Source organism: Streptomyces sp. NPDC058295 (assembly GCF_042880655.1).
GTDB lineage: Bacteria > Actinomycetota > Actinomycetes > Streptomycetales > Streptomycetaceae > Streptomyces > Streptomyces coriariae.
The window spans coordinates 235,624-256,979 of sequence record NZ_JBHVYO010000008.1 but is presented as its reverse complement, the minus strand read 5'-3'; the positions used below and the strand labels follow the sequence as shown (position 1 = coordinate 256,979).

At 70.6% G+C, this 21,356-nt stretch carries 18 protein-coding genes; 6 read left to right on the top strand and 12 right to left on the bottom strand.

What is annotated here, in order from left to right; genetic code table 11:
* Positions 1 to 138 precede the first annotated feature (138 nt).
* Together ACFVYS_RS11635 and ACFVYS_RS11630 are read right to left on the bottom strand one after the other, a co-directional pair.
* The gene (locus tag ACFVYS_RS11635; RefSeq protein ID WP_389501078.1) at positions 139 to 2,355 is read right to left on the bottom strand and encodes a glycosyltransferase family 39 protein; all 2,217 of its coding nucleotides are present in this window, start codon (positions 2,353 to 2,355) and stop codon (positions 139 to 141) included.
* Positions 2,352 to 3,212, bottom strand: coding sequence for a dolichyl-phosphate beta-glucosyltransferase (locus tag ACFVYS_RS11630; RefSeq protein ID WP_389501076.1), 861 nt, complete (start codon positions 3,210 to 3,212; stop codon positions 2,352 to 2,354). The genes ACFVYS_RS11635 and ACFVYS_RS11630 overlap by 4 nt, the downstream gene beginning before the upstream one ends.
* A gap of 615 nt (positions 3,213 to 3,827) precedes the next feature.
* Here ACFVYS_RS11630 and ACFVYS_RS11625 point away from each other — a divergent pair.
* The 3 genes from ACFVYS_RS11625 to ACFVYS_RS11615 are packed head-to-tail and all read left to right on the top strand — an operon-like array spanning position 3,828 to position 6,360.
* Positions 3,828 to 4,982, top strand: coding sequence for an ABC transporter ATP-binding protein (locus ACFVYS_RS11625; protein ID WP_389501074.1), 1,155 nt, complete (start codon positions 3,828 to 3,830; stop codon positions 4,980 to 4,982).
* A complete protein-coding gene (locus ACFVYS_RS11620) occupies positions 4,979 to 5,695 on the top strand; it encodes an ABC transporter permease (protein ID WP_389501072.1) in 717 nt (238 codons plus the stop codon). Before ACFVYS_RS11625 ends, ACFVYS_RS11620 begins: the two co-directional genes overlap by 4 nt.
* Complete coding sequence (locus ACFVYS_RS11615) at positions 5,692 to 6,360, top strand: ABC transporter permease (RefSeq protein ID WP_389501070.1); 669 nt, start codon at positions 5,692 to 5,694, stop codon at positions 6,358 to 6,360. The genes ACFVYS_RS11620 and ACFVYS_RS11615 overlap by 4 nt, the downstream gene beginning before the upstream one ends.
* Here ACFVYS_RS11615 and ACFVYS_RS11610 read toward each other — a convergent pair.
* The 5 genes from ACFVYS_RS11610 to ACFVYS_RS11590 form a co-directional block, all read right to left on the bottom strand.
* Positions 6,357 to 6,806 carry a RidA family protein gene (locus tag ACFVYS_RS11610; protein WP_389501068.1) on the bottom strand — a complete coding sequence of 150 codons (450 nt, stop codon included), beginning with the start codon at positions 6,804 to 6,806 and terminating at the stop codon, positions 6,357 to 6,359. The genes ACFVYS_RS11615 and ACFVYS_RS11610 overlap by 4 nt on opposite strands.
* Positions 6,807 to 6,991: 185 nt before the next feature.
* A complete protein-coding gene (locus ACFVYS_RS11605) occupies positions 6,992 to 7,591 on the bottom strand; it encodes an ATP/GTP-binding protein (RefSeq protein WP_020125271.1) in 600 nt (199 codons plus the stop codon).
* Positions 7,578 to 8,021 (bottom strand): DUF742 domain-containing protein, encoded by a 444-nt coding sequence (locus ACFVYS_RS11600; RefSeq protein ID WP_020125272.1) that lies wholly within the window; start codon positions 8,019 to 8,021, stop codon positions 7,578 to 7,580. The genes ACFVYS_RS11605 and ACFVYS_RS11600 overlap by 14 nt, the downstream gene beginning before the upstream one ends.
* Before the next feature lie 31 nt (positions 8,022 to 8,052).
* Positions 8,053 to 8,529 (bottom strand): roadblock/LC7 domain-containing protein, encoded by a 477-nt coding sequence (locus ACFVYS_RS11595; RefSeq protein ID WP_020125273.1) that lies wholly within the window; start codon positions 8,527 to 8,529, stop codon positions 8,053 to 8,055.
* The gene (locus tag ACFVYS_RS11590; RefSeq protein WP_389501065.1) at positions 8,526 to 11,846 is read right to left on the bottom strand and encodes an ATP-binding protein; all 3,321 of its coding nucleotides are present in this window, start codon (positions 11,844 to 11,846) and stop codon (positions 8,526 to 8,528) included. Before ACFVYS_RS11590 ends, ACFVYS_RS11595 begins: the two co-directional genes overlap by 4 nt.
* 402 nt (positions 11,847 to 12,248) lie before the next feature.
* Between ACFVYS_RS11590 and ACFVYS_RS11585 the strand changes: the two genes are divergently transcribed.
* The gene (locus ACFVYS_RS11585) at positions 12,249 to 13,205 is read left to right on the top strand and encodes an ABC transporter substrate-binding protein (protein ID WP_389501064.1); all 957 of its coding nucleotides are present in this window, start codon (positions 12,249 to 12,251) and stop codon (positions 13,203 to 13,205) included.
* A 24-nt stretch (positions 13,206 to 13,229) separates the two neighbouring features.
* Positions 13,230 to 15,071, top strand: coding sequence for an aromatic amino acid ammonia-lyase (locus ACFVYS_RS11580; protein ID WP_389501100.1), 1,842 nt, complete (start codon positions 13,230 to 13,232; stop codon positions 15,069 to 15,071).
* A 43-nt stretch (positions 15,072 to 15,114) separates the two neighbouring features.
* Here ACFVYS_RS11580 and ACFVYS_RS11575 read toward each other — a convergent pair whose 3' ends face one another.
* Entirely contained in the window at positions 15,115 to 16,485 is a 1,371-nt protein-coding gene (locus ACFVYS_RS11575) for a glycoside hydrolase family 43 protein (protein ID WP_389501062.1), read from the bottom strand.
* Between the two features lie 207 nt (positions 16,486 to 16,692).
* On the opposite strand from ACFVYS_RS11575, the gene ACFVYS_RS11570 reads away from it, so the two are divergent.
* The gene (locus ACFVYS_RS11570; protein WP_389501061.1) at positions 16,693 to 17,109 is read left to right on the top strand and encodes an ankyrin repeat domain-containing protein; all 417 of its coding nucleotides are present in this window, start codon (positions 16,693 to 16,695) and stop codon (positions 17,107 to 17,109) included.
* A gap of 103 nt (positions 17,110 to 17,212) precedes the next feature.
* Here ACFVYS_RS11570 and ACFVYS_RS11565 read toward each other — a convergent pair whose 3' ends face one another.
* The 4 genes from ACFVYS_RS11565 to ACFVYS_RS11550 are packed head-to-tail and all read right to left on the bottom strand — an operon-like array spanning position 17,213 to position 21,344.
* Positions 17,213 to 17,830, bottom strand: coding sequence for an ATP/GTP-binding protein (locus tag ACFVYS_RS11565; protein ID WP_389501059.1), 618 nt, complete (start codon positions 17,828 to 17,830; stop codon positions 17,213 to 17,215).
* A complete protein-coding gene (locus ACFVYS_RS11560; RefSeq protein WP_351759245.1) occupies positions 17,817 to 18,173 on the bottom strand; it encodes a DUF742 domain-containing protein in 357 nt (118 codons plus the stop codon). Before ACFVYS_RS11560 ends, ACFVYS_RS11565 begins: the two co-directional genes overlap by 14 nt.
* Before the next feature lies 1 nt (position 18,174).
* Positions 18,175 to 18,609, bottom strand: a complete 435-nt coding sequence (locus ACFVYS_RS11555) for a roadblock/LC7 domain-containing protein (RefSeq protein WP_020125285.1) — start codon at positions 18,607 to 18,609, stop codon at positions 18,175 to 18,177.
* Positions 18,610 to 18,620: 11 nt separating this feature from the next.
* Complete coding sequence (locus tag ACFVYS_RS11550) at positions 18,621 to 21,344, bottom strand: nitrate- and nitrite sensing domain-containing protein (protein ID WP_389501057.1); 2,724 nt, start codon at positions 21,342 to 21,344, stop codon at positions 18,621 to 18,623.
* Positions 21,345 to 21,356: the final 12 nt, after the last annotated feature.

Genomic DNA, 21,356 nt, shown 5'->3' with positions numbered 1-21,356 from the left:
TGCCGGTGTGCCCGGGCGGCCCCCCCCCGGCGGCCCCCCGCGTCATAGCCGCTCCACACCAAATTTCCGCGGCCGGGGGCGGGGGGGGCCGGGGGGCCCCCCCCCCCCCCGCCTCCTCTGTTCCGTTGTTCCGTGGTCTCAGCTGACGTCCGACGCGTCCAGGCGGTAGAGACCGCTGTAGTCGGACACGGCTGTTCCATTCGCCTTGACCCAGGTGGAGATCTCGGAGTTCGAGGAGCCCTGGCCGCTGTCGCCGACGACGATGTAGTGCAGCTTGCCCGCCTTCACGAGGCTCTTCAGCTTGGCCAGCGTCATCGCGTTGTCGCTGCCGGACCAGCCGCCCATCGAGATGACCGGCTCACCGGACTCCAGAATGATCGAGGAGGCCGTCTGGTCGGTGGCCACCGCCACCAGCCAGGTGGCGCCGTCCTGGTTCTTCTTCAGATACGTGATCATCGCGGACGACACCTGGGTACCGCCGTCCATGCCCCCACCGGTGCGACCGTCGGCGCTGTCGGACTCCGCCGTACCCGACTCGGTGCTACCCGACTCGGTCGAGCCGGACTCCGCGGTGCCGGATTCGGTAGCGCCGGACTCGGTCGTACCCGACCCCGTCGAGCCGCCGTCGTCCGTGGAGTTGCCGCTGTTCGACGGAGGTTGGCCCATTTCCTGGCCGTCGCCCGAACCGCTCGGCGCATCACCGGAGTTGGTTCCCGGTCCGCTGCCGGCCCCGCTGGGCCGCTGGCCGCCGCCACCGCCCATGCCCCCCATACCGCCGGTGCTCGGACCGGCCGTCGGGTTGGTGCCGTTGGTGCTGGAGGTCGCGGCCGAGGCCGAGTAGGCGGCCGGGCCGGCGAGCAGCGCCACCACCGCCGCCAGGGCCGCGACGCCGATCAGCCGCTGCCGCTTGGTGAACCGGGCGACCAGCAGCCCGATCACGGAGGCCGCCCCCGCCACACCGACCACGACCTGGGCGACCGTGTACAGCGTTCCGGAGCCGGAGACCCGCTGGAGCAGGACGACCGCCCACACCGAGCTCGCCGCCACCGCGGCCGGCAGCGCCCAGCCCATCCCCCGGTCTCGGCTGCGCTCGGCCGGGGAGACCCCCACTGCCGCGGAGCCGTTACGGAAAGCGTTGTAGAGCATGACGCCGCCCGCGCCGGTCAGGGCCGCGATTCCGGGAGCCATAGCGGTGACGTAGTACGGGTGGAAGGTGCCCTCGGCGAGGGCGAAGGTCAGGTAGTGCAGAACGAACCAGCCGCCCCACAGCATCAGCGCGGCACGCCTGGCGTCCGTACGGGGCGCCCGGCCGCGCAGGACGAGACCCGCCACCAGCGCGATCGCGGCGAAGGGGATCAGCCAGGAGATCTGGCCGCCCATGGTGTCGTTGAACATCCGGTACAGGCCCGCCTCGCCGCCGAAGCTGGCGCCGTTGCCCTGCGAGCCCACCGAGGAACTCGCCCCGAAGATACGGCCGAAACCGTTGTAGCCGATGACGAGGTCCCAGACCGTGTTGTCCGTGGAACCGCCGATGTAGGGGCGGGACGAGGCCGGGATCAGATCGACGACCACCATCCACCAGGCACTGGAGACGATCAGCGCGACCGTGCCGACGGCAAGGTTGCGTATGCGCTTGCCCAGCGAGGCGTTCGCGGCCCACAGGTACACCAGGAGGAACGCGGGCAGGACGACGTACGCCTGCATCATCTTCGTGTTGAACGCGAAACCGATGGCGACGCCCGACCACACCAGAGGCATCAGCCGGCCGGTGCGCACGGCCTTCAGCAGGGCGGCCGCGCCCAGCAGCATCAGGAAGACGAGGATCGGGTCGGGGTTGGTGTCCCGGGTGATGGCGACCGTGATCGGGGTGAGCGTCAGCGCCAGCGCGGAAACGGTTGCCGCCACCGCGCCGAAGTCCCGCTTGACGAGCCGGTGCAGAAGCGCGACGGAACCGGTTCCCACGGCGACCATCGGCAGCATCAACTGCCAGGTGCCGTACCCGAAGGCACGGGCGGACAGGCCCATCACCCACAGGGCGAACGGCGGCTTGTCGACCGTGATGAAGCTGCCCGCGTCCAAGGCGCCGAAGAAGAACGCCTTCCAGCTCTTGGTGCCGCTGTAGACGGCCGCGTCGTAGAAGGTGTTGCCGGTGATCGAGGAGAGATTCCACGCGTAGAGGACCGTGGCCAGGACGAGGATCGCCCAGAGGGCCGGACGGGCCCAGCGCGGGTCCTCGGGTGCGCCGGTGATCAGGCGCCGGGCGCGGGAGGCGAGTCCGCCGTCGGCGGGCGGAGCCGACCGGTGGCGGGCGCCGTCCTCGCGGACGGGAGCGGGCGGCGGGGCGAATGTCGTCATGACGCGTACTCCAGGAGGGTGTTCGCCCCGGTGGGCAGGACGGCGGCGGGGGTGGTCGTGCGTGCCGTGGGCACCTGGGGGGTGCTCGTGCGGCGGGGTACGGCGGGGACGCGGGTACGGCCGGTGAGGGTGGAGCGGAGCATCCGGCCCATGCCCTTGAGGTCGTCGACCGCCGTGCGGACGATGTCGACCCGGCTGTCGGGGTCGTCGGTCCAGTCGACCGGTACCTCGTGGACACGGAGCCCGTTGCGCTGGGCCAGGACCAGCAGTTCGGTGTCGAAGAACCAGGCGGTGTCCTCGATGTGCGGGGCGAGCGCGCGGAAGACGTCGGCGCGGACCGCCTTGAAGCCGCACTGCGCGTCCGAGAACCGGGCGCCGAGGCCGGCCTTGAGCAGGAGGTTGTAGGAGCGGGAGACGAACTCCCGCTTGGCGCCCCGCACCACGGCCGCCTGGTGGTGCAGCCGGCTGCCGATGGCGAGGTCGCTGTGGCCGGACAGCAGCGGGGCGACCAGGGGGAGGAACGCCTCCAGGCCCGTCGACAGGTCGACGTCCATGTAGGCGACGACGTCCGCGCGGGAGCGGTTCCACACGTGTTTCAGAGCGTGGCCCCGGCCCTTCTCCTCCAGGCGCATGGCGTGCACGTGCGGGAGACGGAGCGTCAGGTCGGTCGCCGTGAACCAGGTGGCGTCCGTGCTGGCGTTGTCCGCGATCGTGATGCGGAACGGGAACGGGAAGGACTCTTCGAGGTGTGCGTGGAGACGGCCGATGCTGTCGGCGAGGACGTGTGCCTCGTTGTACACCGGCACCACGATCTCGACCGACCGGTGCCGGACGCCTCCCGCGTTCGTTTCGTTCATGGCCATGACGATCGGGGCCATGTCTGGGGGATCCCTGAGCCGGTCCTGAGGGAAGAGTGAGAATCAGCGGACTCACAGGTTGTGCACAGTGGAAACCCTTTTCATCCAGGTGCGGGTGGCGTGGGCACCGGCGGTATGAGCCCGAGGAGCGAGGTCTTCGTGCTGCGGGACGACGGTGACCTCGACATCCCGACCGGGGAGCGGGCCGGGTCGGCCCGTCGGCAAGGACCTGGCCGGGCCGGAGGCGTGGCGTGGACGGTCCGGGGATCAGGGGCCGTCCGCCGGATCGGCGCCCGGTTCCGGCCGGTGCAGGTGAACGTGCACCACGGTGATGTCGTCGCTCCGGACGAAACCCCGCCTTCCTGGCGGAAACCGCTCCGGTACACGCTTACTCGGAGCGTCTCGCCGCCGAGGCCAGACCGCCCGACCGGACGGTCTGGAGCCATCGTCGCCACATCTCCGGCCACCTGGAGGGCATCGAGGTGAGCGCGCGGTAAGCGGAGGGGGCCGGTGGCGGGCTGCTGATCTGGTAAGCGGTCTAGACTCTCCCCGCAACGGCCCGAACTCGTATCGAGAGCGGGCAGAAATTGCCAGACCCGAAGGGTATTCGGCGCTTTGATACGGATAGATTCAGTCACCAAGCGATACCCGGACGGCACGGTGGCGGTCGACCGGCTCTCCCTCGACATACCGGACCGTGCGATCACCGTCCTCGTCGGCCCCTCGGGCTGCGGCAAGACGACCACCCTGCGGATGATCAACCGGATGGTCGAGCCCAGCGAGGGCACGATCCTCATCGACGGCGTCGACAGCCGTCAGCAACCGGTCAACACCCTCCGCCGGTCCATGGGTTACGTCATCCAGAACGCCGGGCTCTTCCAGCACCGGACGATCGTCGACAACATCGCCACCGTGCCCCGGATGCTCGGCTGGAGCAAGGACAAGGCCCGCGCGAGGGCCCGCGAGCTGATGGAACGGGTGGGGCTCGACGCCTCGTTCGCCAAGCGCTACCCCTACCAGCTCTCCGGTGGCCAGCAGCAGCGCGTCGGCGTGGCCCGTGCGCTCGCCGCCGATCCGCCGGTCCTGCTCATGGACGAGCCTTTCTCCGCCGTCGACCCCGTCGTCCGCAAGGGCCTCCAGGACGAACTGCTGCGCATCCAGGCTGAGTTGGGCAAGACCATCGTCTTCGTCACGCATGACATCGACGAGGCCGTGAAGCTCGGCACGATGGTCGCGGTGCTGCGTACCGGCGGCCGGCTCGCCCAGTTCGCGCCGCCGGCCGAACTGCTGTCCGACCCCGCAGACGCGTTCGTCGAGGGCTTCCTCGGCGCCGACCGGGGCATCCGGCGCCTGTCGTTCTTCTCCTCCGCCGACCTGGAACTGCTCACCACACCGATCGTCGCGATCGACTCCACGGCCGAGCAGATCGCCGCACGGGGCGCGACCGACGCCCCCTACCTCCTCGTCACCGGCCTGGACGGCCGTCCGCTCGGCTGGAGCGAGCCCGGCGCGCTGACGGCCGGACGGGTCGACGCCGACCGACTGCTGCCGTACGGGCGGCCGTTCGTCGCCGAACGGGACTCGCTGCGCGCGGCCCTCGACTGTGCGGTCCTGTCGCCCACCGGCTGGGCGGTCGCCGTGGACGCCGAGGGCCGGGCCGCCGGAGTCGTCTCCCAGACCGCCATCGGCGAGGCCATCCGCGGCGCCCACGCGGCAGGCCGTGAGGAGCGGCCGTCGCCCGAGGAGACCGCCCAGAAGGTCATCCGGTGAACCGCTTCTTCGACATCCCCAGCGACCTCCAGCACGACTGGTTCGGCCTCATCGGGCTCCATCTGCGCGAGGCCCTGCTGCCGGTGCTGGGCGGGCTGCTGCTCGCCCTCCCGCTGGCCCAGCTGTGTGTGCGGCTGCGCTGGCTGTACCCGCCGGTGCTGTGGGTGACGACCGTGCTCTACGCCATCCCGTCCCTGGCCTTCTTCGTCGTCCTCATCGACTACACGGGGCAGACCGAACTGACGGTGATGATCCCGCTCACCATCTACAGCCTGGTGGTGCTCGTCCCGGCGATCGTCGACGGCGTCCGTTCGGTCCCGCAGGAGACCCTCGCCGCCGCGACCGCCATGGGCTTCGGACCCGTACGCCGTTACGTCCTGGTCCAGTTGCCGATCGCGGTCCCGGCCATCATCGCCGGACTTCGGGTGGCCACCGTGTCCAGCATCAGCCTCGTCAGCGTCGGCATGCTGATCGGCAACCAGGGCGCGCTGGGCAACCTGCTGCACGACGCGCAGATCTACAACCGGCCCGAACTCGCCTGGAACTCCGTGATCACCAGTGCCGCTCTGGCGGTGCTCGCTGACGCCCTGCTGGTCGTCGTACGCATCCTGCTCACCCCTTGGATGCCGAGCGGCGCGCGCGGCGGAAAGTCCAAGCCCGCCGGGATCCGGCCCGATCCGGCCGTGCCCGCCCTGGAGGACGCAGCCCGGTGAACGTCATCAATTTCGTAAATGCCTTCTTCAGCGACAGCGCGCACTGGCAGGGTTACGACGGAATCCCCACCCGCGTGTGGGAACACGTCCAGTACTCCCTGGAAGCGCTTGCCCTCGCTGCCGTGATCGGGCTGCCGGTCGGCCTGGTAACCGGTCACTACGGGCGGGGCGGAAACTTCCTTTCGCTTGTTGCCACCGCCGGCCGGGCGCTGCCCACCTTCGGCCTGCTGGTGGTGACGACCATCGTGCTCGGGTTCGGCATGCTGCCCGTGATGATCCCGCTGGTCGTCCTCGCTGTCCCGCCGATCCTCGTCACCACCTACGAGGCGGTGCGCTCCGTCGATCCGTCCCCCGTGGACGCCGCGCGGGGCATGGGGATGGGGGAGTCCGGCATCCTGCTGCGCGTCGAACTGCCCGTCGCGCTCCCGCTGATCTTCGGCGGTCTGCGGTCGGCGGCCATCCAGATCGTCTCGACGGCCACCATCGCCGCGTACGTCAGCCTCGGTGGTCTCGGCCGCTACATCGTCGACGGTCTCTACCAGCACGACTACGAGAAGGTGGTGGGCGGCGCCACCCTGGTCGCCGGCATGGCACTCGCGACGCTCGCGGTGTTCTGGGCGGCGGCGAAGGTGACGGTCTCGCCGGGGGTGCGCAGGAGCAACTAGGACAGCTCCTCGCCGCGGGGTGACCGTACGGCGATCGCGTCGACCTCGAACAGCATGCCCGGCAGGGCGAGCGAGGCCACCCCGCTCAGGGTCTGCGCAGGCAGCCGCTCGCCGAAGCGGGCGTGCAGGGCCTTGCCCAGGATCTCGAGCCTGCCGGGGTCGTGGTCGACGATGTACGTGCCCAGCCGCACCACGTGACGGAGCCCGAGACCCACCCCGGCCAGCGCCGCCTCCAGCCGGTCGAAGGCCAGCCCCACCTGAGCGGCGAAGTCGCCTGGCACGGGGGCGCCGGACGCGTCCGAGGCGTACTGGCCCGCGAGGAAGACCAGTTCGCCGGGTGCCGACACGGCATGGCTGTAGCCGAAGGGCGTGGGGTCGTGCAGGGCGGGCGGGTTGGTGATCGTACGGTCGTCGTGGCTGTGGCTGTGGCTGTGGCTCTGGCTCATGCCGGAAACAACTGCGGTGCGGGGGGAGGTCATTCCCCCGCACCGCAGTTGTTTCCCGGCCACACTGCCTTTGCTGTTTTCGACCGTTTCGGTTATTTCTGACCGATTACAGCTGGTTCCCGCTGTTTCTGAACAGTTTCTAATTGTTTCCAGTTGTTCTGCCGTTCCGGCCGCCGAGTGCGCCGTCAGCCGCCCGACCGGGCCAGCGCCTGTTCCAGGACGACCAGCAGGGCGTCCCGTACCGAGCCGCGCTCGCGGGCGTCGAACACGAGCAGCGGGACGCCTTCGGACACGTCGAGGGCCCAGCGGACCTCGTCCAGCGTGTGCGCGATCTGGCCGTCGAAAGCGTTTACGGCAACGGCGAACGGGATCTGCTTGTGCTCGAAGTAGTCGACTGCGGCGTAGCAGTCGTCGAGACGGCGGGTGTCCACGATGACGAGTCCGCCGACCGCGCCCTCCACGATGTCGTCCCACATGAACCCGAACCGTTCCTGACCGGGCGTGCCGAACAGATACAGCTTCAGCGTCGGGTCGATGGTGATGCAGCCGAAGTCCATCGCGACCGTCGTGGTGGTCTTGCGCGGGGTGTGGCTGAGGTCGTCCACACCCGCCGCGACCTCGGTGATGGCCGCCTCGGTGGTCAGCGGCTCGATCTCGGAGATCGAGCCGACGGCGGTGGTCTTGCCCACGCCGAAGCCGCCCGCGATCACCAGTTTCACCGGCAGCGGCGGCCGTACGGCGGCCTGGCCGGCCGAGGTGCGGACCAGCGGTTCAGTCGGTGTCACGGAGTACCCCCCGGGAGTCGGGGATGGCCCGCAGGCCATCGATAACCCTGCGCAGAACGGATGCGTCGTGGGTGACGCCGGAGTCGGGCACGTGCACCGACAACTGCCCCGCCGTCCGGAGGTCCTCGGCGAGGACCCGCACCACGTTCAGGTGCAGCCGCAGCCTGGCCGCGATCTCCGCGATGGACTGCGGGACGCGGCAGGCGGCGACGATGTCGTGCTGTTCGAAGGAGAGCCGGCCGAGCGCGTCGAGCCCGCCGGTGGTGGCCACCAGCTGGGTCTCGACGGGCATCGTCCGGCCGGACGACGCCTCGCCCGCGCCGCCCGCGACCCGGCCGGCGGTGACCAGGAAGGGCCGGACGGCGGGTGCGGGGCCGACGGGGGCGACGCCGTCCTCGCCGGCCCCGCGCGGTGTGCGGCCGTCCGCCATCGGTGTTCGCTCTCTCTACGGTGGCACGCGCTCAGCGCGTACGCGTGGCGCCGACGCTGTTCTTCAGTTCCAGGACGAGCTGCGGGCTGAGCGCCGTGCCGGCGCGGTTGGCGAACACCGTCATCTCGTAGGCGATGTTGCCCAGCTTGGCCTCCTTGTCGGTGACGACGCCGAGGACGGCGCCGCTGCCGATCGCGGAGACCAGGACGTGGCCGCCCTCCAGGTCGATGATGACCTTGTTCAGGCCGCCCAGGCCGTAGTTGCCGGAGGCGCCCGCGGCCAGGCTGGTGATGCCCGAGACGATCGCGGCCAGCCGTTCGGAGTCGGCGTGCTCGCGCAGCTCCGACACCGCGATCAGCAGTCCGTCGGAGGACACCGCGATGGCGTCCACGACCCCCGCGGTCTCGGTGGCGAAGCGGTTGAGCAGCCAGGTGAAGTCGGCTGCGGCGGCCCGCAGGTCGGTCGGCTTGGCGTCTCCGGCGGGAGTCTCACCTGTCGACGTGCTCACTGCTCGGCTCCTTCCGGAAGGTGGTTCTGGTGGTGCGTGGTGTCCCGGCCGGTGATCTGGTCGGTGATCGGCTCGGTCCGGCCGGACGCGTCGGACGGCTCTGTCCGGTCGGTCGGGTCGGTCGAAACGTCGGGACGGTGGTCGTGCCGGCGGTCGTTCCGGCGGTCCATCGGGTCTTCGGTGGTGGGGGTGAGGGGTCGGGGCTCGGCGGGGCGAGGGTGTTCGCCGGTGTCCCGGTGGGCGCGGGCCACGGCGGCCTCGAACTCCTCCAGCGAATCGCGCACGGCGTCCGCGTCGGCGGGGCGGGCGGCTTGCCGCGCGGCCTGTTGCGCGGCTGCCTCGGCGGTCGTCCGCAGCGTCGCCCCGCGCACCCGTCGACGGAGCGGACGGGAGCCGTCGGGACCGACGGCGAACGGGTCGGCGCCGGCCGGGGCGGAAGCGGAGAGGGGACCGGCCGGACCGGTGGGACCGGCGGCGCGGTCGAGCGCGGACGGTTCGGCGCCACGGTCGGCGGCGCCGTGCTCCGTCCCGCGGACGGAGTCGTCGGGGCCGCCGGGGCCGCCCGTGGTGCGGGCGGGGCCGCTCTCGGGGCCCGCCGGGTGGCCGTGCGGCGCGGACTCCGTCGTACGGGCGGCGGGCCGGGACCCGACCGCATGGACGTGCGACGACTCCGCCGTGCCGGCCGGGGTGGTGCGCTCCGCCGTACGGGCGTGCTCCCCGGAGTCGTGCTCCGCGCGGGCGTGGAGTGTCGCCTCGGCCGTGCGGGGCGCCGGGATCCCGACGCCGGCCGGGTAGGCGGGGGTGGCGGGCTCGGCCGTGGTGTCCGGCTCGGCCCCGATGGTCGCCGGAGCCTCGGACGGGGCGGGATCGGCGAGGGATGCCGGCTTCGCCGTACGGGCGGAGATACCGGTTTCGACGGCACGGTCGGAGGAAGCGGTTACAGCGCCATTTCCGGAGGAAGCCGAATCGGTTCCGGGCGTAAGGCTGGAGGAACCGTTTTCCGCCGGACGGGTCGAGGTAGCGGTTTCGTCGGTTTCGGCGGAAGTGCCTGTCACCGTCGTGGCGCTGGCGCTGGCGGTGGTGGTGCGCGTGGGGTCCTCGGTGCCGGCCACCGGAGTCAGTGGGGTCTCGGCCTCTCGTTCGCCCGGGGACGGGTCACGGCGGGGGACCCGGCGCGGGAGCGCGGTCGGATCGTCCTCGTTCGTGGCCCAGGACGGAACCGTGGACGGGATCGAGGACGACGGCGAGGGGCCGGCCGCGGGGGCCGACGGTGCGGCGAGCGCCGCCGTGGCCGGGGAGGTGCCGGTGTGGGCAGGCCTGCCCACCGGGCCCAGCTCGCTCATCGCCAGGAGCAGCGTCGACGGGATCATCACCTCGGCGGTCACGCCGCCGCCCGGGGTGCGGGAGAGGGTGACGTCGACGTCCCAGCGGCGGGCCAGCGCGCCGACCACGAACAGGCCGAGCACCTTCGTCGGGACGACGTCGAGGCGTTCGCGGCGCACGAGGCGGGAGTTCTCCTCGGCGAGACGCTCGGCGCTCATGCCCAGACCGTGGTCGGCGACGGTGATCGAGGCGCCGTCGGCGTCGGAGCCGACCACCACCTCGACGGGACTGCCCTCGGGCGAGAACGACACGGCGTTCTCCAGGAGTTCGGCGATCATCAGCGTGAGGTCACCGATGATGTCGGGCTCCACCAGAGCCTCGGTCGCGGCACGCAGCTGAACCCGCTGGAAGCCCTCGATCTGGCCCAGCGCGGCGCGTACGACGTTGGTGAGCTCGGTCGGCCCGGCGTCCAGGACGGTCTCGCGGATGCCGGCCAGCAGCATCAGACTGTCGGCGTTGCGGCGCAGGCGGACCGCGATGTGGTCGATGGAGTAGAGGCGTTCGAGCAGCGCCGGGTCGGTCTCGCCGCGCTCCACCGCGTCGATCAGCGCAAGTTGACGGGTCGTCAGGTTGCTGACGCGGCGCCCGACGTTGCCGAACATCTCGGCGACGTTGCGCCGGCTGAGCACCTGGCGTTCCAGCAGCGCGGCCGCGGTGGTCTGCACGTTGTTGAAGGCCTCGGCGAGTTCACCGATCTCGTCGTCCGCAGTGACCGGCAGCTCACGCAGCCGCGGGGGCCCGGACTCCTCGGCGTCGTCGTCGGCGACGCGGGCGAGTTCGCGGCCCGCGACGTCGGCGACCTCCTGGGCGGCCCCCGTCAGCGCCAGCACCGGGCGGACCACGGAGCGGCGTACCAGGATGGAGAAGGCGATCCACAGGACGAAGCTGAGCAGCGCCAGGCTCAGCAGCAGGCCCGCGCGCCACTGGGCGCTGGAGGCGGTGTCGTCGGCCCGGTCGGCGATCTGGTCGATGAGCGACGCGGTGATCTTCAGCCGGGTCCGCGCCTGGGCGCTGTAGTCGGGGTAGGAGGCGATCGCCGCCCGGAACGCCGTACGGATGTCGGCCTTGGACTCGGCCTGCAACGCGCTGGGGTCCACGGCCAGTTCGGCGTAGTGCTGGCCGATCGAAGCCTGCGAGGAGTTGTGCTCGATGCCGCCGAACTCTTCGTTCTGCGTCTCGTTGGCGAATCGCTCGAACCGCTGGGCCTGGTAGGTGAACAGCTCGTAGGAGCCGACCGCGCCGGTGAACTCGATGAGCGCGTTGCTGTCACCGGTCCGGGCGGAGAACACGCCCGTCTCGAAGGCGCCGTGTGCGGCGTCGGCGCGCAGCAGCGAGTCGAGGAGGTTGCCGGTGAAGGTCGTCGCGAGGTCGGCGTCGCGCTCCAGGCCCAGGCCGTCGATGAGGCCGTCGGCCGCGCCCGAGTACGCCGGGTCGATGTTGTCGGCGGGCAGATAGCCCTGCTCGATGGTGGCCCGCAGGCCGGCCAGGCCCTGGACCTCCTTCAGCGCCTGCACCTCGGTGTCCGGCAGCCGGTCGCCGAAGGCGTCGACCACCTTCTGCACCTGCGCGTCCACGGCGGCCTGGGCCTGCCGGTAGCCGTCGGTGGAGGGGGTGCCGCCGTCGAACGACGCCTCGTGCCGCACGGAGAGCAGGATCGCCTGCTGGTGCTCGTCCTGCAGCTCGGCGACGAGCTGGGCGACCTGGGCACTGTCACGCACCAGTTGGGCGGCGTCCTCCGCGCGGTTGGACTCCTGCACCAGGTCGACGATGAGGTACGTCAGCAGCAGCGCGATGACCGTCAGCGGGATACCGACGAGTACGTTCAGCTTGCGCTGGAAGGGCCACCGATCGGCGAATCCCCGCAGACCCCGGCGTGCGGACGTGGGTGCCGAGGATGCCGACCGGGCGGGCGCGTCCACCTCTTTCGTGGACACCGGGCCTCCTTCAAGGGGGTGCTGCGAGCGTGCAAGGGGCGTTTGCATGCATGCCGACTTTCTGCACACACGTGTCCGAATGTGAACGATACGGAAGCGGCCCCCGTACACCGCTGTGGCCGGCGCCGACTGCTGTGGCGGACGCCAACTCCGGCGAGACTATCGCCTATTCGAACGGTCGAGCGCGTCGCCCTACGTCAAGAATCCATTACGAAGCGGTGTACCAGGGCCGTCCGGGGGCCTCCAAAGGGGTACACAGGTGATCTTCCGATCCGCGCGTAAGCGATCACGGATCGAAGCCAATCGGTAACCCGGCTTCTCTTGACTGATCAAGAAGCGGGTGGATTGGATCAGGCCAGAGTGTTTGAGTTCTCATCAACCCCCCAGCTCGGAACGGGAACCGTGACTACCAACGCCCACAGCAGCAGGTCCTTCAGGAACCACCCAGGTGCGGCGGCCGTCGCCCTCGCGGCGGCGACGGTCCTGCTGGCGGGATGCTCCTCGTCCGACGACACCTCCGACCCGCTCGCCGGCGACAAGGCGGCCGGCGACACCGTGGTCGTCGGCTCCAACAACTTCGCCGAGAGCATCCTGATCGCCGACATCTACGGCGAGGCCCTGAAGGCCAAGGGCATCAAGGTGTCCTACAAGCCCAACATTGGCAGCCGTGAGACCACGTACGGCCTGCTCAAGAACGGTTCCATCACCGTCCTGCCGGAGTACAACGGCTCGCTGCTGGCCTACCTGGACGCGAAGGCCGAGCAGACCTCGCTCGCGACCGTGAACGCCGCGGCGAAGGCCAAACTCGACTCCAAGCTGACGCTGCTGGAGTCGTCGCCGGCCGAGGACAAGGACTCCGTCACGGTCAACGCGGCGACCGCGAAAAAGTACAACCTCACCGCGACGTCCACGCTCGCCGACCTCAAGGACATCGCGCCGGAGCTGGTCCTCGGCGGTTCGCCCGAGTTCCAGACCCGCCAGCAGGGCATCCTCGGCCTGGAGTCGGTGTACGGGCTGAAGTTCAAGTCCTTCAAGGCGCTCGACGCGGGCGGTCCGCTGACCCAGGCCGCGCTGAAGAAGAACACCGTGCAGGCCGCGGACATCTTCACCACGGACCCGACCATCACCAAGGAGAAGTTCGTCGTTCTCCAGGACCCGGAGAACCTCTTCGGGTTCGCGAACGTGACCCCGCTGGTCTACAAGAGCGGGCTCTCCCAGGAGGGCATCGACGCGCTCAACGCCGTCTCCGCCAAGCTCGACACCAAGGCCCTGCTGGACCTCGACTCCCAGGTGCAGCTGGAGAGCAAGGACCCGCTGGACGTCGCCAAGGCCTGGCTGAAGTCGGCCGGCCTCGGCTGAGGTTCCACCGGATCACGTGAACCGCTGGAAACAACAGCAAACGGACCGGTCCGGGTTCCTCCGCACCGCGGGGGCGCCCGGACCGTCCTGAACGGAACCACCCTCACCGTCGGCGAGCTGATCGCGCTCGTCGACGGTGCGGCCGTGCCCACGGTGGCGCCCGAGGCCCGTGAGCGGGCCGCCCACTCCTGGCGCACGGCGCAGGCCCTCGCCGCCGCCGGACGGCTGTACGGCCGCGGCACCGGCGTCGGCGCACAGCGCTCGGTGCCGGTCGACGAGGGCGACGAGGCCGCGCACGGCCTGCGCCTGCTGCGCAGCCACGCGGGCGGAGCGGGCGCTCCGCTCCCCGCCCGCCAGGTCCGCGCCATGCTCGCGGTACGTGCCAATCAGCTCCTCGCCGGCGGCTCCGGCATCCAGCCCGCCCTCATCGACGCCCTCGTCGACGCCCTCCGTCTCGGCGTCCACCCGGCGGTCAACGAGTACGGCGCTGTCGGAACGGGTGACTTGACCGCGCTGGCCCAGACCGGCTTGACGCTGATCGGCGAACGGCTCTGGCTCGGCGTGGATTTGGACGGCTCGGAGAAAACGCTGGGGTCACACGGCGAGCCGCAGCCGGAGCGGGAGCTGGACCTGGCGCCGAAGCCGGAGCCGAAGCCGGAGCCGGAGCCGAAGCCGGAGCCGGAGCCGAACTCGGGGTGGGTCGGCCCGTCACCGAGGGGTGTGACGGCTGTCGCCGCAGCCGCCGGTGGCGAGTTCGCCACGGCTGCGCCGTACGTCGCCGCCCCCGCCGTTCGGCTTGTCACTCTGCCCGGACCCGCCGCCGAAACCGTCTACGTCCCCGTTTCCGCCCCGGTGACGGCAGTCGCCCCCGTTCCCGGTGTCACCACCACCGGCTTCCCCGCCGGGCTCCCGGCCCCGGTCGTCCTTCAGCCCGGTGACGCGCTGGCCCTGCTCAGCAGCAACGCCCTCGCGCTGGGGCAGGCCGCGCTCACCCAGCGTGAGCTCGCTGTGTTGCTGCGGGCCACACACGCCGTCGCCGCCCTTTCCCTTGCCGCGGTGTCCGGCTCACCGGAGGCGTACGCCGCGCCGGTGCACGCCCTGCGGCCCTATCCCGGCGCGGCCCGCGCGGCGGGTGAGGTGCGGCGGCTGCTCGGCCTGTCCGACCGGCCGAGGCGTCGCCAGGGCCGGCGCATCCAGGACCCCTTCGGGTTCCGTGCCTTCCCGCAGACGCACGGCTGCGCCCTGGACGCCTGCGAGCGACTTCGGGAAGTCATCGAGGTGGAGATCAACTGTCCGTCGGAGAACCCCCTCGTGGATCCCGACGGCACCGCGGCCTACCACCATGGCGGCTTCTTCGCCGCGCCCCTGGGCCTCGCCCTGGATGCCGCGAACCTCGCCCTGCTGCAGACCGCGCAGCTCTCCGCCGCTCGTCTGACGGCGCTCGGCGACCCCGGGCTTACCGGCCTGCCCCCGTTTCTCGGCGGGGGACCCGCGGCCAGCTCGGGCACGATGATCCTGGAGTACACCGCCAACTCCGCGCTGGCGGAACTTCGTTCGGCCACGACGCCCGCTTCGGCGGGCCACGCCGTCCTGTCGCGAGGTCTGGAGGAGGCCGCCAGCTTCGCCGGACAGGCCGCCCGCCAGACCTCGCGGGCAACGGACGCCTACACCAACGTCCTCGCATGTGAACTCGTGGTTGCCGTGCGGGCTTTGAGGATGCGCCCGGCCCGGGCGGAGTCGCTGCCGGCGCCGGTCGCGCCCCTCGCCGCGACGACGGCCGGCCTTCCCTCGGGCACGGAAGACCGGCCGCTGACCGGCGATGTGGCGGCGGCGGCCGAACTGCTGCCGCAGCTGGCCGAGTTGTGAGCCGGTCGATCCGGGCACGGCCGGCTCCGGTGACGGGTATCGCTCAGTACCCCACGTAGAACGTCGCGTCCTGCTTCTCGGAGGTCGTCGAGACCGGGTCGATGCGCAGTACGTAGTTCGCGTGCCGGATGTAGCGCGTCGGGTTGTTGTAGGAGCGGAACGACGCCCATCCGGAGTCCGCCAGGCCCGCCGTGCGGTAGAAGGTCGCGTCACCGGCGAAGGTCGATGTGCCGTCGTTGGCGTCGAGTTGGAGCTGATAGTTGTAGTGCCGCAGGTACCGGGTCGGGTAGTTCACCGACTGGAAGGAGACCCCGGTGCTGTCGGCCAGGCCGGGGACGAGCTTCCACTGCGAGTCGGTGTACAGGTCGAAGGGGTACGTGTCGATGCGGCCGACGTAGTTGGCGTGGCGGACGTAACGGTCCGGGTAGTTGTAGGACTTGAGCCGGTTCCAGGCGGGGGCGCCCCACTTGGCGACGAGGTTGCTGTACTGCGTGCTGGTGATCGTCGTGACACCGCAGTGCTTGGAGTTGACCGGCTGGGTGTACGTCTTCTGGTCGAGCGCGGTCCAGGTGCCCGCGGAGAGGTCGGTGGACTGCCAGGCGTAGAAGACGCCGTTGGGCGTGTAGGTGTCTCCCCAGAGCCACCAGGTGCTGGAGGTCAGCGACTTGACGAGGGTCGGCGCCTCGGTGCCGCCATGGGCGACGCCGGTGTTGAAGACCGTGAAGCTGCCGGGGTCGAGTGAACTGGACCGCGCGCCCACCAGCGTCTGGTCCTTCTTGAAATAGAGGTAGTTGACGCCGTTCACCCCTACGGCCATGTCCCCGTCGATCACGTCGTAGCCGGGGTCGAAGAAGACCTGGGGGGCAGAGGCGGTGACGAAGTCGGTGGTGTAGTTGACCATGATCACGTTGTGACCGCTGCTGTTCACGGCGGAGTAGATGAGCGCGTACTGTCCCCGGCCCGCGTCCCAGAACGCCTCCGGCGCCCAGCTGTGGGTGTTCATGTCGTGCAGCTTCAGCCGGTGGTAGCCGGTGAAGGTGCGCAGGTCGGTCGAGTTCCACACGTGCACGTACTGGCTGACGTAAGTCCAGTCGGTGCCCTTGAGGTCGGTGGCGATCACCACGTAGGTGCCGTCCTGCTTGCGCAGGATGAACGGGTCGCGCAGTCCCAGCGCGCCCTCGGTGGGCGTGACGACGGGGTTGTTCTGGTTCAGCGGCATCCACTGCAGCCCGTCCGTGCTGACGGCGAGGTGGAGGCCGTAGTCGGTGCCGGCGCCGAGGCTGGTCGATTCGGTGAAGTAGCCCATCACATAGGCCGAGTCGGCCGCGTGGGCGGACGGGACGCCGAGGGTGAGGGCCAGGGGGACGGAGGCGGCCGCGCCCAGGATGAGGCGGCGGGAGGGGTTGGGGGTCATATGCGCTCCAGGGATGCGGGGTGCCCTTTGATGCCGACCGATGGTTCGAAATGCCGAACCAGGTTCGGTGAGTCGGTCAGAAAGTAGGGACGTGCGGGGAACAGGTCAATCACTGGGACACGCTTGGCGGTTTCCCGCCATGCACCTGTGGATGGCCTACGAAAATTCCCGCGATCTTGTCGCCGGTCCGGGCTACTCTCGGCGACCGTGAACAGGAGACGGCGGAAGAAACTGACGAAGCGTCTGTTGTCGGCGGTGATGTTCGAGGGCGGTCCTCAGGTCGACCGGCTGCTGCGGGCCGGCGCCGACCCCTCGGCCCCCGACATCGAAGGAACAACTCCGTTGTACGCGGCTTGCGTTCAGGGAGCCGCCGACGCCGCGCGCAGGCTGCTCGAGGCCGGTGCGCCGCCCGACGCGGAGAGCGCGGGCCTGGGCGCCGAGGGAACCCCGTTGTGCGCGGCGGCGTGTTGGGGCCACATCGACGCGGTCCGCACCCTGCTCGCCCACGGCGCCGACCCCAACCTGCGCGAGGACCACGGCACCGGGCTGACCCCACTCGAGTGGGCGACCGCGGGACCGCATCCGGAAACGGTTGCCGCACTGCGTGCCGCGGGAGCCCACTGACGGACGGAGTCCTGGATACTCGCAGGTCGAGCAGTCGAGCAGTCGAGCAGTCGAGCAGTCGGGCGGTCTTTGATTGTGTGGCTCGGGCGGCTCGGGCGGTCGATCAGTGTGCTGGGCTCGGCTGGAGTGTGACGTCCTCGATCAGCCGGTCGATCAGGGCGATCAGTACGTCCCGGCACGAGTCACGTTCCCGCGCGTCGCACAGCAGCACGGGAACATGGGACGGCAACGCCAACGACTCCTTGATCTCCTCCGTCGGATACGGGTGCAACCCGTGGAAACCGTTTACCGCGACGACGAACGGTATGCCCCGGCGTTCGAAGAAGTCGATCGCGGCGAAGCTGGACTCCGGCCTCCGAACATCGATGAGCACCACCGCCCCCAGGGCGCCGATCGCCAGGTCGTTCCACATGAACCAGAACCGCTGCTGGCCGGGCGTGCCGAAGAGATACAGCACCAGATCGTCGCCGATGGTGATCCGCCCGAAGTCCAGGGCCACGGTGGTGGACCGCTTCTCCTCGATGCCCTTGAGGTCGTCCACCTCCAGCCCGGCGACGGTCAGCGGCTCCTCCGTGCGCAACGGCGCGATCTCGCTGACCGCCCCGACCATGGTGGTCTTTCCGACGCCGAAGCCGCCGGCGATGAGGATCTTCACCGTGTCGGGTGCCGCGGCCGGCCCGGGGCTGAGGGCGGTGGGAGCGGTGGAATCAGATCCGGCCAAGGCCGTCCCTCACTTTCTCCAGCAGATCGAGATCCGGGGTGCCGGTGACGGGACGAGGTGGCCGGGCCGTGATCAGGCCCGCCTCCAGCAGGTCGCAGAGCATGATGACGACCACGCTCACCGGCAGGTCGAGATGGGCCGCGAGTTCCGCCACGGCGAGCGGCCGGGCGCACAGCCGCAGGATCCGGGTGTGCTCCGGCTGCGGCCGCGCGGCCCGCTCGGGCGGCGGGTCGACCGCGGTCACCGTGGTGATGAGCGTGAAGTCGGCACGGCTGGGCCGGGTCCGGCCACCGGTGAGGGTGAACGGCCTGACGAGTCTTCCCGCTTCGTCGCCTCCGCTCACCTCACCCGCCGTTGGTGCGGACGGCGGGACCGACATGGGCCCGCGGTGCCGCGCTGAGGTGCTCGCCGATCTTCTTCACCAGCATGTTCATCTGGTACGCCACCACGCCCACGTCCGCGTTCTTCCCGGCCAGTACGACGAGATGGGCTCCCGGGCCGGCCGAGGTGAGGATCAGGTAGCTGTTGGCCATCTCGATGAGTGCCTGGCGCACCGGACCGCCGCGGAAATCCATGCTGACGCCCTTGCTGAGACTCATCAGGCCGGACGCGGTCGCCGCGAGCCGTTCGGCGTCCTCGCGCAGGAAGCCGGTGGACTTGCTCACCACCAGCCCGTCCTCGGAGAGAACGACGGCCTGGTTCACGTCGGCGACCCGGTCCACGAGACCGGTGAGGAGCTGGTCGAGCTGGGTGTTCGTGCCGGGGATGGAGCGTGTCATCGCGAAGTCCTTCATGAGCGGTCGGCGGACGGTGTCGGGGTCTGGGAGGTGTTCGCGGCGGTGACCGGCGGGCCGGGGGCCTCCTCGGTGGATGGTTCCTGCGGGTCGTCGGGCCAGGGGCCGGCGTCGGCGTGTGCTCGCAGCGTGCCTCGCTGGAAACCGGCGAGGGAAGAGGCCGCGCGCTCCGCGGTGAAGTCGTCCGGGCAACCGTCTTCCTCGACGGCCGCGGCGGATGAGGCGTCCTCGCGCAACTCGGTGGCGAGGCTGGTCTGCGGAACCCTGCGGGGCAACGGGGTGAGACCTTCGGGTCGAGCGGCCGTACCCGGGGTCCGGGCCGTGGCGGTCGCCACCCCGCTCGCCCGGAGGCCCCCACGACCCGCGACGTCCGGCGCACCTGGCCCGGAGGCGGACGCACCGGACGGGGCCGTCACGCCGTCCGACGGGAGGAGAGGCGAGGGGCTCGCCGAGGACGCGACGTTCGTCGAGGACGCGACGTCCGTAGGGGACGAGGAGCCGGCCGGGTCCGGCGAGTCCGGCGCGGGGTCCTCCGAGGCCGGTCGGCTCAGTGCCGGGTCCCACCTACTGGCCGATAGGGCCGATGAGGTCGATGAGTCGGGCGCCGGGACGGAGGCGCCGCTTGCCGGGAAGGGCGACGCGGCTGGTTCGGTGCCCGACCGGCTGTGCTTCCGTGCCGTGTCCGGTGTGTCCCGCGCAGGTGACGGGAGGTCCGTGTCCGGGGAGGGGGAGCCGGCGGTCGCCGGCACGCCCGAGTACTCCGCCGCCGGGGCCGACGAATCTGGGGCCTCGCGGACCACGACGTCGTGCGGGACCAGCACGATCGCCGTGGTCCCGCCGTACGGTGACGAGCGCAGGGTGACGGCGATCCCGTGCCGGGTCGCCAGCTGGGCGATCACGAACATGCCCAGCCGCAGGTCGTCGGCGAGCGCCACCACGTCGAACTGGGGCGGGACCGCCAACTGCGCGTTGAACGAGGTGTAGTCCTCCTCGGACATGCCGAGGCCGCGGTCCTCGACCTCGATCGCCAAGCCCCTGGCCACCAGCGCGGCCCGTACGCCGACCGGGCTGGGTGCCGGCGAGTAGGACGTCGCGTTGTCGATGAGCTCGGCGAGCAGATGGATCACGTCCGCCACGGCGGGTGGCGCGATGTACACGTCCTCCTCGGTGTGCACCTCGGCCCGCCGGTACTCGGCGACCTCCCCGACGGCACTGCGCAGGATGTCGATCAGCGCCACCGGCTCGGTCCAGCTGCGACCCGGTCGGCCACCGCTGATGATGACGAGGTTCTCCTCGTAGCGGCGCAACTGGCTTGCCGTGGAGTCCAGTTCGTACAGCCCGTTGAGGACGTCCGGGTCCTGGTGCTGCCGCTCCAGTGCGTCGAGCTTGCTGAGCTGGAGGTTGACCAGGTTCTGGCTCTGCCGGGCGATGCCCAGGATGACCTTCTGGAATCCGCGCCGGGTGTCGGCGAGTTCGACCGCGGTGTGCACGGCGGTGCGCTGCGCGGTGTTGAACGCCGCGGCCACCTGGCCGAGTTCGTCGCCGCCGTAGTCCAGCGGAGGGGTCGCCGAGTCCACGTCGACCGTCTCGCCCCGGTCCAGCCGGGCCACGACGTCCGGGAGCCGTTCGTGCGCCAGGCTCAGCGTGGCCATCCGCAGCCCGTGCAGCCGCCGGGACAGCGAGCGGGTGATACGCCAGGACATGCCGACGCACAGCAGCAGGGCGACGAGACCGCCGGCGCTGAGCGAGGCGGCCGTGATGAGCAGTTCGCGCGCTTCGTCCGCGCTGTGCTGGAGCAGCGCCGTGGTCTGTAGCCGGATCAGCCCCGAGTACTGGTCGGAGACCTCGATGAGCGCGGCGCGCCACTCTTTCTGCACGTCCGGCAACGCGGTGTCACCGTTTTCGCCCTGTTTCGCGCGGGCCGCGAGCACCTTGTTCTCCACGGACTCCAGGATCTGCCACTGGTAGCTCGTGAGGATCTTCTCGGTCTGCGCCTTCGCGGTGCCGGTGAGGGAAGGGACGATCTGGTCCTGTACGAGCCAGCGCCGGGTGTTCACCAACTGGGCGAAATCCGCCCACGTCTTCTCGTCCATCCGCTGTCGGGGCCCGGCGAGCGTGAGCTGGAGGTCCTCCTCGGAGACCAGTTCGGCCGCGTGTTCCAGGGCGATGAGCGGTCCGGCCTGCGAGGTGAGGTCGCCGTCGTCGACCTGGGACAGCTCCTGGAAGGCGTGGATCTGGTCGTCGATGATCGACGTGTACTGGTCCAGTGCCTGGGCGGCGGTGATGTCGACGGGGTCGTCCACCTGGCCACGGTAGTACTCCAGGCTGCCCACGGAGGCGACGACCGAGTACATCCGGTCCCTGACACGGTCGGACGCCTGCTGGATGTCGTCGGACCGGGCGACGAGCTTGGCGACCGCCGCGTCCGTCCTCTCGCGCTGTGCCTCCAGCGCGGCCCGGGAGCCGGCGGGCCGCGAGGCCAGCCACACGGCGGACAGACTGCGCTCCTGCTGGAGCATGAGTGTCGCCTCGGTGCCCATGGCACCGGTCGACCGGCTCAGTTCGGTCTGCGCGCGCAGCCGCAGCCCCTCCGCGAACATCTGGGTCGTCGTCACACCCCACATGGCGGCGAGGGTGACGCTGGGCACCAGGGCCAGCAGGATCAGGGAGAGACGTATGGAGCCGAGACGTCGGCGCCGGGCACCTGTCCGTGGAGACATAGTCGTCCTAGA

Coding starts and splice junctions, on each gene's coding strand:
- ACFVYS_RS11635 (WP_389501078.1), bottom strand. CDS start 2,355: ATGACGACATTCGCCCCGCCGCCCGCTCCCGTCCGCGAGGACGGCGCC.
- ACFVYS_RS11630 (WP_389501076.1), bottom strand. CDS start 3,212: ATGAACGAAACGAACGCGGGAGGCGTCCGGCACCGGTCGGTCGAGATC.
- ACFVYS_RS11610 (WP_389501068.1), bottom strand. CDS start 6,806: ATGAGCCAGAGCCACAGCCACAGCCACAGCCACGACGACCGTACGATC.
- ACFVYS_RS11600 (WP_020125272.1), bottom strand. CDS start 8,021: ATGGCGGACGGCCGCACACCGCGCGGGGCCGGCGAGGACGGCGTCGCC.
- ACFVYS_RS11575 (WP_389501062.1), bottom strand. CDS start 16,485: ATGACCCCCAACCCCTCCCGCCGCCTCATCCTGGGCGCGGCCGCCTCC.
- ACFVYS_RS11555 (WP_020125285.1), bottom strand. CDS start 18,609: ATGACACGCTCCATCCCCGGCACGAACACCCAGCTCGACCAGCTCCTC.
- ACFVYS_RS11550 (WP_389501057.1), bottom strand. CDS start 21,344: ATGTCTCCACGGACAGGTGCCCGGCGCCGACGTCTCGGCTCCATACGT.